General features: G+C 73.7%; 11 protein-coding genes. 3 read left to right on the forward strand and 8 right to left on the reverse strand.

The genetic code is table 11. The features are described 5' to 3' along the window. Positions 1-20: 20 nt before the first annotated feature. The 7 genes from HCJ94_RS15725 to HCJ94_RS15755 form a co-directional block, all read right to left on the reverse strand. Entirely contained in the window at positions 21-1,694 is a 1,674-nt protein-coding gene (locus tag HCJ94_RS15725) for a sensor histidine kinase (protein ID WP_168001794.1), read from the reverse strand. A 97-nt stretch (positions 1,695-1,791) separates the two neighbouring features. Further along, positions 1,792-2,793 (reverse strand): Acg family FMN-binding oxidoreductase, encoded by a 1,002-nt coding sequence (locus HCJ94_RS15730; RefSeq protein ID WP_168001763.1) that lies wholly within the window; start codon positions 2,791-2,793, stop codon positions 1,792-1,794. A 194-nt stretch (positions 2,794-2,987) separates the two neighbouring features. Beyond that, complete coding sequence (locus HCJ94_RS15735; RefSeq protein WP_168001764.1) at positions 2,988-3,848, reverse strand: universal stress protein; 861 nt, start codon at positions 3,846-3,848, stop codon at positions 2,988-2,990. Positions 3,849-4,012: 164 nt separating this feature from the next. Next, positions 4,013-6,415 (reverse strand): phosphoketolase family protein, encoded by a 2,403-nt coding sequence (locus tag HCJ94_RS15740; protein ID WP_168001765.1) that lies wholly within the window; start codon positions 6,413-6,415, stop codon positions 4,013-4,015. Positions 6,416-6,501: 86 nt separating this feature from the next. Then, entirely contained in the window at positions 6,502-7,347 is an 846-nt protein-coding gene (locus tag HCJ94_RS15745) for a universal stress protein (RefSeq protein WP_168001766.1), read from the reverse strand. Between the two features lie 226 nt (positions 7,348-7,573). Further along, the gene (locus HCJ94_RS15750) at positions 7,574-8,398 is read right to left on the reverse strand and encodes an oxidoreductase (RefSeq protein WP_168001767.1); all 825 of its coding nucleotides are present in this window, start codon (positions 8,396-8,398) and stop codon (positions 7,574-7,576) included. After that, positions 8,395-8,958, reverse strand: a complete 564-nt coding sequence (locus HCJ94_RS15755; RefSeq protein ID WP_168001768.1) for a TetR/AcrR family transcriptional regulator — start codon at positions 8,956-8,958, stop codon at positions 8,395-8,397. The genes HCJ94_RS15750 and HCJ94_RS15755 overlap by 4 nt, the downstream gene beginning before the upstream one ends. Positions 8,959-9,460: 502 nt before the next feature. On the opposite strand from HCJ94_RS15755, the gene HCJ94_RS15760 reads away from it, so the two are divergent. Beyond that, the gene (locus HCJ94_RS15760; protein WP_168001769.1) at positions 9,461-10,048 is read left to right on the forward strand and encodes a hypothetical protein; all 588 of its coding nucleotides are present in this window, start codon (positions 9,461-9,463) and stop codon (positions 10,046-10,048) included. Between the two features lie 369 nt (positions 10,049-10,417). On the opposite strand, the gene HCJ94_RS15765 is transcribed toward HCJ94_RS15760, so the two are convergent. Then, positions 10,418-11,173, reverse strand: coding sequence for a PP2C family protein-serine/threonine phosphatase (locus HCJ94_RS15765; protein WP_309227299.1), 756 nt, complete (start codon positions 11,171-11,173; stop codon positions 10,418-10,420). Between the two features lie 66 nt (positions 11,174-11,239). Here HCJ94_RS15765 and HCJ94_RS15770 point away from each other — a divergent pair, with 66 nt between their 5' ends. Both HCJ94_RS15770 and HCJ94_RS15775 read left to right on the forward strand, forming a co-directional pair. Then, on the forward strand, positions 11,240-11,476 hold the full coding sequence (locus HCJ94_RS15770; protein WP_168001770.1) for an HTH domain-containing protein: 237 nt from the start codon (positions 11,240-11,242) through the stop codon (positions 11,474-11,476). Then, positions 11,476-12,054, forward strand: coding sequence for a Clp protease N-terminal domain-containing protein (locus HCJ94_RS15775; protein WP_168001771.1), 579 nt, complete (start codon positions 11,476-11,478; stop codon positions 12,052-12,054). The genes HCJ94_RS15770 and HCJ94_RS15775 overlap by 1 nt, the downstream gene beginning before the upstream one ends. The last annotated feature ends 250 nt before the right edge of the window (positions 12,055-12,304 follow it).

Genomic DNA, 12,304 nt, shown 5'->3' on the forward strand with positions numbered 1-12,304 from the left:
GGCGCGGGGCGCGGGGCGCGTCAGCCCTGCAACGGCACGCACCAGTGCAGGCGGGTGCCGTGCGGGGCGACCGGCCGCACCTCGAACGTGCCGCCGTGCCGCTCGGCGCGTTCGCGCAGGTTGACCAGGCCGCCGCGCGCGGCAGCCGGGTCGCAGCCGACCCCGTCGTCGGTGACGGTCACCGCGACCTGGCCGGCGTCCACGCGGACGGCGACGGCGACGTGGTGGGCCTGCGCGTGGCGTACCGCGTTGGACAGCGCCTCCCGCAGCACGGCCGTGAGGTCGGGGCGGACCTCGTCGGGGACGGCGCTGTCGATCGGGCCGGCCAGCTCCAGGGCCGGCCGGAACCCGAGCGACTCCGCCGCCACCTCGACCGCCTCCCGGATCTCGGTGCGCAGCGCGGCGCTCATCGGCGTGCGCAGCTCGAAGATGGTGCGGCGGATGTCCTTGATGGTGGCGTCCAGGTCGTCGACCGCCGCGTTGATCCGCTTGGCGACCTCCGGGCGCGCGCTCATCGGTACCGCGCTCTGCAACTGGAGGCCGGTCGCGAACAGCCGCTGGATCACCACGTCGTGCAGGTCGCGGGCGATGCGCTCGCGGTCCTCCAGGACGACCAGCAGCTCACGCTCCTCCTGCCCCCGCGCCCGTTCCATCGCCAGCGCGGCCTGCCCGGCGAAGCTGCCCAGCAGGGCCAGGTCGTCGTCGCTGGTGCCGCCGTGGTCCGGGTGGTGCGCCACCACCAGTACGCCGTGCAGGGTGTCGGCGGTGGCCAGCGGGGACACCACGGCCGGCCCGGTGTGCAGCAGCGCCGGCCAGGGCGCGGCGTGGGCCAGGTCGGCCACCTGGTCGTGCCGGCCCTCGGTGACGGCGCCGGCGAAGCTGGTCTCGGCGGCGGGCACGACCGTGCCGACCAGGGCAGCGGCCTGCTCGCCGGCCCCGTCGACCACCTCGACGGTGAACCGGTCGGCGTCCGGGTCGTACAGCAGCACCAGCGCCAGCTCGGCCTCGGCGACCTCCCGGGCGCGCCGCGCCACCAGGCTCAGCGCGTCGGTGCGGCGGACCTCGCCGAGCAGCAGCGAGGTGATCTCGGCGGTGGCGGCGAGCCAGCGCTCCCGCCGGTGTGCCAGCGCGTAGAGGCGCGCGTTCTCGATCGCGACGCCGGCCGCGGCGGCGAGCGCCACCACGATCTCTTCGTCGTCCTCGGTGAACTCGGCGGCACCCTGCTTCTCGGCCAGGTAGAGGTTGCCGAAGACCTGGTCCCGGATGCGCACCGGCACGCCGAGGAAGCTGTGCATCGGTGGGTGGTGCGGCGGGAAGCCGTACGACTTCGGGTGCTGGGTGATGTCGGGCATCCGGACCGGACGCGGATCGTCGATGAGCAGGCCGAGCACCCCCCGGCCGTGCGGCAGGTCGCCGATCTTCGCGTGCAGCTCGGCGTCGATGCCGTGGGTGATGAAGTCGTGCAGCATCCGGTCGCGGCCGACGATGCCGAGCGCGCCGTACCGGGCGCCGGCCAGCCCGCAGGCCGACTCCACGATGCGCTGGAGCGTGCTGCGCAGGTCGAGGTCGGTGCCGATGCCGACCACCGCGTCGAGCAGCGCGCGCAGCCGCTCCCGGCTGGTGACCACCTCGCCGACCCGGTCCAGCATCTCCTGGAGCAGCTCGTCGAGGCGTACCCGGGACAGCGGGGTCAGCCCCAGCGAGGGGGTCGCCGGCGGTTCCTGCCGTGGGGTCGGTGCGCTGCTCGCCACCGGTCGATGCTATCGCCCGGGGCGGCAGGAACCACGCCCGTCAGGCGCCCCGGACGGCGGAGGTGTCGACCACCTGCTCGACGGCGAGCCGCGGCGTGTGCGGCGGGCCGGCGTGCGCCGGGTCCGCGATCCCCAGGCGCAGCACCAGGTACGGGTGACCCATGCCGGCCAGCAGTCCGCGGAGCGTCTGGCGGGTGCCGGGCACCTCCACCACTCCGCTCAGCGGCACCACCGAGACACCGAGCCGGGTCGCGGTCAGCCAGCCGGCCGAGAGCGCCTCGCCGGCGCGCAGCCAGTCGACCGGTTCGTCCTCGTCGCCGTACAGCAGCGCGTACACCGCCGCGCGGTCGTGGCCGGGGCCGACGGGCAGGGTGCCGGGGCGGCCGAAGTCGCGGGCCGGCACCGTGGTCTCCGGGGCCGCCCCCGGCAGCACCTCGGGCGGCAGGCCGGCGCCGCCGGCGCGGCTCGTCCAGTACGCCAGCTCCTCGCGCTGCTGCGGGTCCTCGGCCTCCACCGTGGCGGCGTGCGAGGCCGCCGCCGCCAGTTCCAGGACCTGATCCTGGTCGAGCAGCTGGAACTGCACCCCCTCGGCGACGACCGCCTTGGTGATGTCGCCGAGCGCGGCGGTCGGCACGGGCTCCTCGCTGACCGGCCGCCGGTCGGTGTGGCGGACGTGCATGCACTGCACGAGGCGCATCGCGTCCGGGTCCGCCCCGACGTGGGTCAGCCCGGTCAGGCGGGCCAGCAGATCCGGGTCGGCGGGCTCGGGCATCCGCTCCACGGCGGGCCGCCACCCCTCGGCGCTGAGTGCCACCCGCGCGTGGTGTAGTGCCGCGCCGCAGCTCAAGGCCGACAGCCGCCCCTCCGGGTCGGCGGCCACGAGCTGGCGGTCCCGTACGACGCGCAGCTCCAGCGTGTCCGGCAGCACCCGCCAACGCCACGGCTGCGTGTTGTGCACCGAGGGGGCGTGACCGGCGGTCGCCGCAGCCTCCGCGAGCGCGGTGGTCAGCGGGCGGTCCGGCCCCGGCGTCTCCTGGCTCATCCTCACGACCTTCCGTCTCGAGCCCATCGTGCCCCACGGGCTGTGGCGCCGGGCGGGGTTGCGACTCCATCCTGCGACAGCTCATGGACCGGCGCAGGGTGCGCAGGTCCCCACCGGCCGGGCCCTCCGGCCCGCCCGATCGCCGTCGGGCCGGGCCTGACGAGCACCGACCGGCTGTCCGCCGGCCGGGCGGATCAGCGTTCGCGGACGACCGCGACCGGGCAGTGCGCGTGGTGCAGGAGCTGCTGGCTGACCGAGCCGAGCAGCATCCCCGCCAGCCCACCCCGGCCCCGGGTGCCGACCACGACGAGCTGGGCGTCGCGGCTCGCCGCCACCAGCAGGGCGGCGGCGCTGCCCTCCGAGACGTCCACCGTCACGTCGACGTCCGGGAACGCCCGCTCCCAGCGGGCCAGCGGCTCGTCCAGCTCGGCGCGGTCGGCCCGGATCGCCTCCTGGTTCTCGGGATCTGACGGTGCGCGCTGCCCCGCTGGCACGTGCCAGGCGCGGAGCACGCGCAGCGGCACGTTCCGGGCGGCGGCCTGCTCGAAGGCGAAACCCAGCGCCAGCAGCGAGTGCTCGGAGCCGTCCACGCCGACGGCGACGTGCCGGGTACGCCCGCCGGTGTTGCCGCGGACCACCACGACCGGGCAGTGGGCGTGCGCGGTGACCGACACGGCCGTGGAGCCGGCGAGCAGGCCGCCGAAACCGCCGTGCCCCCGGGTGCCGAGCACCAGCAGACCGGCCTGCGCGGAGCGCTCCTGGAGCACCAGGGCGGGCGGGCCGTCGTACACCTCGCCGGTGACCGTGAGCCCCGGGCGGGCGGCGTCGGCCGCCGCCCGCTGGACCAGCTCCTCCACCTGCCGTCGGGCCGCGTCGTCGGGCCACAGGCCCGGTGCCACACCGGGGCCGATCCACCCGGTCACGGTGAGCCACTCGAAGACGTACGCGAGCCGCACCGGCCGCCCGCTCCGTCCGGCCTCGTCCAGGGCCCACTCCAGCGCCAGCGCGGCGTCCGGCGAGCCGTCGTAGCCGACCAGGACCTCGTCGCCGCTCACCGGGCCCGCCTTTCGTTCGCGACTGCGGGGCTCGCAAGCTCACTCCTCGCGCTCACCGGGCCGGCCTTTCGTTCGCGACTGCGGGGCTCGCAAGCTCACTCCTCGCGCTCACCGGGCCGGCCTTTCGTTCGCGACTGCGGGGCTCGCAAGCTCACTCCTCGCGCTCACTGTTCACCCCTGACCTTGGGGTCGCTCTCCCGGATCCACCGCCACTCGGCCACCCGCGGGTCGTCCTCGCCGTGCCGGCGGGTGTAGTCGCGGCACGACTGGCGGGCGTCGACCATCTCCTGCCGCAGGTGGGCCGCCCGGGCGGCCAGCCCGGGCACCCGGTCGATCACGTCGATGACCAGGTGGAAGCGGTCCAGGTCGTTGAGCATCACCATGTCGAACGGCGTGGTGGTGGTGCCCTCCTCCTTGTAGCCGCGTACGTGCAGGTTGTCGTGGTTGGTCCGACGGTACGTCAGCCGGTGGATCAGCCACGGGTAGCCGTGGTACGCGAAGATGACCGGCTTGTCCGCCGTGAAGATCGTGTCGAACTCCTTGTCCGACAGGCCGTGCGGGTGTTCCGTGGGTGGCTGGAGGCGCATCAGGTCGACCACGTTGACCACCCGCACCTTCAGGTCGGGCAGGTGCCGGTGCAGCAGGTCGGCCGCGGCGAGGGTCTCCAGGGTCGGCACGTCGCCGGCGCAGGCGAGCACCACGTCCGGCTCCTCACCGCCGTCGCTGCTGGCCCAGTCCCAGATGCCCAGGCCGCGGCGGCAGTGCATGATCGCGTCGTCCATCGACAGCCAGTTCGGCGCGGGCTGCTTCCCGGCCACCACCACGTTGATGTAGTGCCGGCTGCGCAGGCAGTGGTCCATGGTGGAGAGCAGCGTGTTGGCGTCCGGCGGCAGGTAGACGCGGACCACCTCCGCCTTCTTGTTCATCACGTGGTCGATGAAGCCCGGGTCCTGGTGCGAGAAGCCGTTGTGGTCCTGCCGCCACACGTGGCTGGAGAGCAGGTAGTTCAGCGAGGCCAGCGGCTGCCGCCACGGGATGGCGCGGGTCACCTTCAACCACTTCGCGTGCTGGTTGACCATGGAGTCGACGATGTGGATGAACGCCTCGTAGCTGGTGAAGATCCCGTGCCGGCCGGTCAGCAGGTACCCCTCCAGCCAGCCCTGGCACAGGGTCTCCGACAGCACCTCCATGACCCGGCCGTCGGGGGACAGGTGGTCGTCGTCGGGCACCGTCGCCGCCACCCAGGCCCGGCCGGTGACCTCGAACGCGGCACCGAGCCGGTTGGACTCGACCTCGTCCGGGCCGAACAGCCGGAACGTCTGCGGATTCGCCGCGATAACGTCCCGGACCCACGGCCCCAACGCGCCGGTGGCACCGCCGATCGTCGCGCCGGGACGCGGCACCTCCACCGCGTAGTCGCGGAAGTCCGGCAGGTTCAGGTCCCGCAACACCAGCCCGCCGTTGGTGACCGGGTTGGCGCTCATCCTGCGGTCGCCCTTCGGGGGCAGCGCCGCCAGCTCGGCGGCCGGGGCGCCGGTCGCGTCGAACAGCTCCTCCGGCCGGTAACTGCGCAGCCAGCGTTCCAGCTCGGCCAGGTGCTCCGGGTTGGTGCGCACCTTCGACAGCGGCACCTGGTGCGACCGGTACGTCCCCTCCACGTGCTTGCCGTCGACGTCGCGGGGGCCGGTCCAGCCCTTCGGCGTACGGAGGACGACCATCGGCCAGCGCGGACGCTCGACCGGACCGCCCGACCGGGCCCGCCGCTGGATCGCGGCGATCTCGTCCAGTGCCCGGTCCAGCGTCGCGGCGAGCGTATGGTGCACGGTCGCCGGGTCGTCGCCGGCGACCACGTACGGCTGGTAGCCGTACCCGCGCATCAGGTCCAGCAGGTCGGACTCGGGGATGCGGTCGAGCACCGTCGGGCCGGCGATCTTGTAGCCGTTGAGGTGCAGGATGGGCAGCACCGCGCCGTCCCGGGCCGGGTTGAGGAACACGTTCGACAGCCAACTGCCGGCGAGCGGGCCGGTCTCGGCCTCGCCGTCACCGATGACGCAGGCGACCAGCAGGTCGGGGTTGTCGAACGCCGCGCCGTAGGCGTGGCTGAGCGCGTACCCCAGCTCGCCGCCCTCGTGGATCGAACCCGGCACCTCCGACGCGACATGGCTCGGGATGCCGCCGGGGAAGGAGAACTGGCGGAACAGCCGGGCCATGCCGGCCTCGTCGCGGCCGGTGCCGTGGTAGCGCTCACACCACGTGCCCTCCAGCCACGTGTTCGCGACGAGGGCCGGGCCGCCGTGGCCCGGGCCGGTGATGAAGATGGCGGAGAGGTCGCGGGCGACGATGACGCGGTTGAGGTGGGCGTAGAGCAGGTTCAGGCCGGGGCTGGTGCCCCAGTGCCCGAGCAGCCGCGGCTTCACGTGCTCCGGCGCGAGGGGCTCCCGGAGCAGCGGATTGTCCAGCAGGTAGATCTGCCCGACGGTGAGGTAGTTCGCCGCACGCCAGTAGGCGTCCAGCCGGCGCAGCTCGTCTTCGGTCAGGGGGCTGTGCAGGTCGGTTGCGGTGTCCATACTGACTGAGCCTCTCGCGGGTCGGGGAGTGGCGCATCCGGAAGGAACGGTTCCGTCGTCAGCCTCGCCGGATCGGCTGCTGTGGATCAGGGTCGTTGGTCCCGTGCGTCCGGGCCCTCCGTCGGAGCGAGTCCGCGTACCACGATCACGGGCGCCGGCGAGTGGTAGACCAGCGTCTGGCTCACGGAGCCGAGCATGCCCCTGCCGGGCTGGTCCGCCCGCGCAGCCACCACCCCGAGCTGGGCCGACCGCGTCTGCTCGACGAGGACCGCACCCGGGTAGCCGCGGATGGTGTGGCACTCCACGGGTACGGCGGGCCACCGTTCGCCGATCCGGGCGACGATCCCGGTGAGCACCGCCGGGTCGTCGTCCGCGCACCCCGGCTCCGCCACCCGGACGGCGACCAGCCGGGCCTCGCGTCGTGCGGCGCAGTCGAACGCCCACGCCAGAGCCTTCCGGGAGTCGGGTGAGCCGTCCACGCCGACCAGCACCGGACCCTCCGGCGGCGGATCCCGGCGTCCGACCAGCACCGGACACCCGGCCCGGGCGGCGACCTGCACGGCAGGCGCGTCGGCGGGCACGCAGCTGCCGGGGCGGGTGCTCATGCCGCTGTCGCCCACGGCGACCAGGAACGCCGTGTCGGACCGGCGGACCAGCATGTCGACCGTGGGTTCCTCGGAGATCTCGCCGCTGACCGGAAGGTTCTCGTCGACGTCCTTGGCGACCTCGGTGGCGCGGGCGAGCAGCTCCTCTGCCGCGTCGTGCGGCCCGGCGACCGACGGCGCCGCCAGGGCCGCCCCCCAGTCGAACGCGTGCAGCAGGCGTAGCGGCCGCTCGTGCCCGACGGCCTCGCCCGCGGCCATCCGGACCAGCGGCAGGTTGCGCTCCGAGCCGACACCGGCCAGTACCGGCGCATCGGTGACTGCGGTCATCGGCATCCCCTCCGCAGGCGTCGCACCGGCCCCCGTCCCGAGGCTAGTCCCGGCGGTAGGGCGGCGGGGCGGGATCGGCGCACCGCCCGCATCGCCGAGGGGTCCGGCCGGGTGGGACCGGCGCGCGGCGGGCCGTCCGTGTCCGCGCCCCGGCGGCTCTCGTGCCGGTCCCGGACGCCGTCGCCGGCTCTCGTGCCGGTCCCGGACGCCGTCGCGCGGCGGCGGGTCAGCGGAACTGGAGGCGGTTGATCGCGTCGAAGACGCGGGCGCCGAAGAGCCGCCGCGTGTGCACCATCGCCCACGCCGCCGCCGTGACCACGTAGCGGGTGCGCGGGCGACGGGCGGTCACCGCCCGCTCGATCACCCGGGCCACCGCGTCCGGCGTGACGGCGAGCAGGCGGCTCTCGTACGAACGCGCCATCGTCTCGTCCACCGCGGTCACCATCCTCCGGTACGGCCCGGCCGGGGCTGCCCCCTTGCCGAGCGACTCGGCCGCGACGGCACCGAAGCCGGTACGGATCAGGCCCGGCTCGACGATCGCCACGTCGACGCCGAACGGCCGCACCTCCTGGCGCAGCGCGTCGGAGATGGCCTCCACCGCGTACTTGCTCGCGTGGTAGTAGCCGCCACCGGGGAACACGATCCGGCCGCCCATCGAGCTGACGTTGACGATCCGGCCCCGGCCGGCCCGGCGCATACCGGGCAGCACCAGCTGGGTGAGCCGGCTGAGCCCGAACACGTTCGTCTCGAACTGCGCCCGCACCCGATCCATCGGGGTCTGCTCGATCGGGCCGTACTCCCCGTAGCCGGCGTTGTTCACCAGGACGTCGACCTGGCCGTGGTCGGCCTCGATCCGGGCGACGGCGGCGGCCATCGACGCCTCGTCGGTGACGTCGAGGGGGAGCGGCCGGGCGCCGGCCGCGGCCAGGTCGGCGATCGCCTCGACCTTGCGGGCGGTGGCGTAGACGGTCAGCTCGGGGCGGCGGGCAAGCCGCTCGACGGTGGCCCGGCCGATGCCGGACGAGGTGCCGGTGACGAGGACGGTGGTCATGCGGGGTCTCCAGGGGTGTCCAGGCCGGCGACGATCAACGCGACACCGTCGCGCAGCCGCCGCCGGGGCAGGTCGGGGTCGGTGAGGTCGGCCTCCAGGCCGCGGGTGAGCGCCACCAGGACGTCGGCCACCGCGCGGGCCCGGGGCCCGGCACGGTCGGCGAGCGCCTCGGCCACCACGTCGGTCAGCTCCCGGGTGTACGCCTCCACGAGGTCCCCGGTCAGCTTCGTGCTCTCGTCGAGCAACTCGGCGGCGTGCCGGCTCTCCCGGTGCAGGGTCAGGGTGAGCTCCAGCTTGGCCCCGAGCACGGTGATCAGCCGCTCGGCCGTGGACGCCGTGGGGTCGGCAGCGGCCCGGCGCGCCTCGGCGAGCGAGCCGGCGAAGAGCCGCTCGGCAAGCCGCCGGTACGCGTCGTCCTTGTTGCGGACGTACTGGTAGACGGCCGGGCGGGACATGCCGGCAGCGGCGGCGATGTCGTCCATGGTCGTACGGCGCATCCCGTGGCGGGTGAAGCACTCGTACGCCGCCGCGAGGATCGCCTCCAGCCTGTCGGTCGACATGCTGACAATCTTTGCACAGTTTGTCAGGGCGGCTCAGACCCGAAGGCGGCGAGACCTTGGAGGGAAATGGCCCCTGGAGGGGCCGGATTCCTTCATGAACTTGCTGTGTCGCCTTGCGCTGTTTGGGGCGCATGTCGGGTTTCGGTGTCACGTGGTGGGCTGTGTGTCGGGTTTGGGGGTGTGATCGGCGGCATCGTGGGGGTGGAATCGTGGCGGTGCCGGGGTCGTTACATCACCTGGACGATCGAGCAGCGCCCGCCTTCGTGGCAGGGTGAGCGGCCCCCGGAATGATGGCGGCCGGCGGTCGTTACATCTGGACCCGGCACCACGAGGCCCCCCGGCCTGGGGCGCCGGTCCTTGCGGTCACCGCCTCGCCCACCCCCCTTGGGCGTGACGCTGGTGGTCATCCCCCGAATGTCTTTGAGCGCCGGTCGGTGCTTGCGCCCCCGCACCCCTGATTCCCCCTCGGGTGGGTGGCGTCTCCCCTGAATGGAGCTTGGTGATGAACTCGAAGCTGCTGCGTAAGGGTGTTCTCGGTATCGCTGGTCTGGCCTTCGCCTCTGGTGTGGTCGCCGGCCCGGCTACCGCTCACGCCGCCCCGGTGGAGTCGAAGCCGGTCGCGGTCACCGTCCTCGCGGACAAGGTGGACAAGGGCACGCTGATCCCGCACGGTGTGCAGGGCGAGCAGTCGCGGATCGATCTGGACGACGAGCAGGTCGCGAATGTGAAGGCGATCATCGCGGCGACGAAGAAGGCCGGCATGGACGAGCGGGCCGCGGTGGTGGCGATCGCGACGGCGTTGCAGGAGTCGAAGTTGGTGAACCTGGGTCATCTGGGTGAGCGCAACGACCACGACTCGCAGGGCCTGTTCCAGCAGCGTCCCTCCAGCGGGTGGGGCACGGTGGAGCAGATCACCGACCCCGAATACAGCACGATGGCGTTCCTGAAGGGTCTCAAGCAGGTCGACGGCTGGCAGGACATGCCCCTGACCAAGGCCGCCCAGACCGTGCAGGTGTCGGCCTACCCGTTCCACTACGCCCAGTGGGAAACCCAGGCCGCCGACCTGGTCGCCGAGTACTGGAACAGCTGACCCCCCGACACAACCCGAACGCAGGCTTTCCTCGCAGGGGGAAGCAGGCCGTTGGCCGGTACCCGAACCCGGGGTGCCGGCCAGCGGCGTCTGCACACACCGTCTGCACACACCGGTTGATCGACTCGGCTTCCTGCATGTCGGGGTATCACCGACGGTCGGACACCCCGACATCAAGGACGTCGAGTCGATCAAGAGGTGTGGGTGCCGGGTTTTCGGGCCGAGACGGCCGGGCGGACCCGGACCGGGTCGGGGGTGGGGCCCGCCGTGACCGGCGCAGGGATCAAGCCTGACCGCCCGGAGCCGGGCACGGCGGGCCCCACCCCACCACCGCAACCAAAGGCCAAGCCGAAAGGGCCCGGCCGGTCTTCAGCTCACGCGGACGAGGACGGCGGTGGCGTTGTCGGTGCCGCCGGCGGTGAGGGTGGCGTCGAGGAGGGTGCGGACGGCCTGGTTCGGATCGGGGTCGGCCAGGAGTTCCCGCAGGCGGTGGTAGTCGACCTGGTCGCTCACGCCGTCGGTGCAGAGCAGCCAGGTGTCACCGGGTCGCAGCGTCACCGCGAGCAGGTCCGCCTCCGGTTCGCCGGGGTGTCCGGCGTACCGGGTGAGCTGGTAGCGGGCCCGGGCGGCGGCGGGGGAGTCGGCCGCGTACCAGCCGTGCACGACGCCGAGCCAGGCCGCCGTGTGGTCGACGGTCAGCAGTTCCAGGAGTCCGTCGCGCAGCCGGTACGCCCGGGAGTCGCCGAGCTGCACCAGCCAGCCCTGTCCGCCGTCCGGCTCGACGAGCAGGGCGGTGAGCGTGCACCCGGTCAGGTCGGCGAGGTCGGCGCCGGCGGCGCGTACCGCGGACTGGACCCGGGCCACGGCGGTGCGCAACCGCCGGGCGTCGATGTCGGGCCAGGCGGCTCGGATCTCCGCGACGAGCGTGCCCACCGCGGTGGTGCCGGCCCGCCGGCTGCCCTCACCGGCGCCCATGCCGTCGGCGACCACGGCGAGGGGCAGGTCGGGGTCGACGTGGAGGACGTCGAAGTTCGCCGGGTACCGGTGGCCGACGACGGTGCCGCCCACCGGTCGCAGGCGCAGGTGCCCGACCGACATCAGGTGGTGGTCCTCGAACGAAGGCACGGCCGGACCCTAGCAGGATTGTCAACCGGGGTTGACATGCGGCAATCGTCAACGTAGGTTGACAGCATGAGTCAGGCGACGGAACTCGCGGCGGCCGCCAGCAGCACCGACCCCCGGGTCGGGCTGCGCGCCGTCCGCGCGCTGCGCCGGCTTCTCGAGCGGCTCGAGGTGGTCCAGGTCGACAACGCCCGGCGGCAGGGCTGGTCCTGGCAGGAGATCGCCGACGCGCTCGAGGTCAGCCGGCAGGCGGTCCACAAGAAGCACGCCGGGCGGCCGGCGGTCGATCAATCCTGGGAGGCGTGATGTTCGAGCGGTTCACCGACCGGGCGCGCAGCGTGGTCAAGGGGGCGCGCGACGAGGCGCGCGCCGAGGGGCAACGCCCGGTCGGCACCGAGCACCTGCTGCTCGCGATGCTCGCCGACGGCGACAGCCTCGCGGTGCGGGTGCTGCGCGAGGCGGGCGTCACCGCCGACGACCTGCGGGCTCGGATCCAGCGGCACACCGCGCACACCAGCACCGGTCTCGCCGACGCCGACGCCGCCGCGCTGCGCGAGATCGGCATCGACCTCGCGGCCATCGTCGCGCGCATCGAGGAGACGTTCGGCCCGGACGCGCTCCGCGAGGCGGAGCCGGCGCCGCGCCGCCGGTGGGGCCGTCGACGGTACGCGGGCGGGCCGTTCTCGGCGCGGGCGAAGAAGGTGCTGGAGTTGTCGCTGCGGGAGGCGCTGCGGCTGCGCCATTCGCACATCGGCACCGAGCACATCCTGCTCGGCCTGCTCCGTGAGGGCAACGGCCTCGCCGCGCTGGTGCTCACCGAGGCCGGTGTGAACCTCGACGACCTCCGCCGCCGCGTCGAGACCGCTCTCCGCACGGCCGCCTGACCCGGGCGCGTCGCGAGAACGCGCATGATCGCGCTCGATCCCGGATGTGGTGGCCTCGCCGCCGGCCCGATGCCACTACATCCGGGAAACAGCACGATCTTCGCGCGGCGCGCCGGAGCGGACAGCCCCGGCGGCGAGCGGACAGCCCCGCCGCCGAGTGGCGGCGAACCGGTGGCGGCGGTGTTGAAACCTGGTTGTGGCGCTGCCGACCCGCTCGCGTGATGACTCGCTGAACCCGCGGCTGTGCTGC

Origin of the sequence: Micromonospora thermarum, from assembly GCF_012034245.1 — a bacterium.
Taxonomy (GTDB): Bacteria; Actinomycetota; Actinomycetes; order Mycobacteriales; family Micromonosporaceae; genus Micromonospora; species Micromonospora thermarum.

Coding starts and splice junctions, on each gene's coding strand:
- HCJ94_RS15775 (WP_168001771.1), top strand. CDS start 11,476: ATGTTCGAGCGGTTCACCGACCGGGCGCGCAGCGTGGTCAAGGGGGCG.
- HCJ94_RS15770 (WP_168001770.1), top strand. CDS start 11,240: ATGAGTCAGGCGACGGAACTCGCGGCGGCCGCCAGCAGCACCGACCCC.
- HCJ94_RS15730 (WP_168001763.1), bottom strand. CDS start 2,793: ATGAGCCAGGAGACGCCGGGGCCGGACCGCCCGCTGACCACCGCGCTC.
- HCJ94_RS15760 (WP_168001769.1), top strand. CDS start 9,461: ATGAACTCGAAGCTGCTGCGTAAGGGTGTTCTCGGTATCGCTGGTCTG.
- HCJ94_RS15750 (WP_168001767.1), bottom strand. CDS start 8,398: ATGACCACCGTCCTCGTCACCGGCACCTCGTCCGGCATCGGCCGGGCC.
- HCJ94_RS15740 (WP_168001765.1), bottom strand. CDS start 6,415: ATGGACACCGCAACCGACCTGCACAGCCCCCTGACCGAAGACGAGCTG.
- HCJ94_RS15755 (WP_168001768.1), bottom strand. CDS start 8,958: ATGTCGACCGACAGGCTGGAGGCGATCCTCGCGGCGGCGTACGAGTGC.
- HCJ94_RS15745 (WP_168001766.1), bottom strand. CDS start 7,347: ATGACCGCAGTCACCGATGCGCCGGTACTGGCCGGTGTCGGCTCGGAG.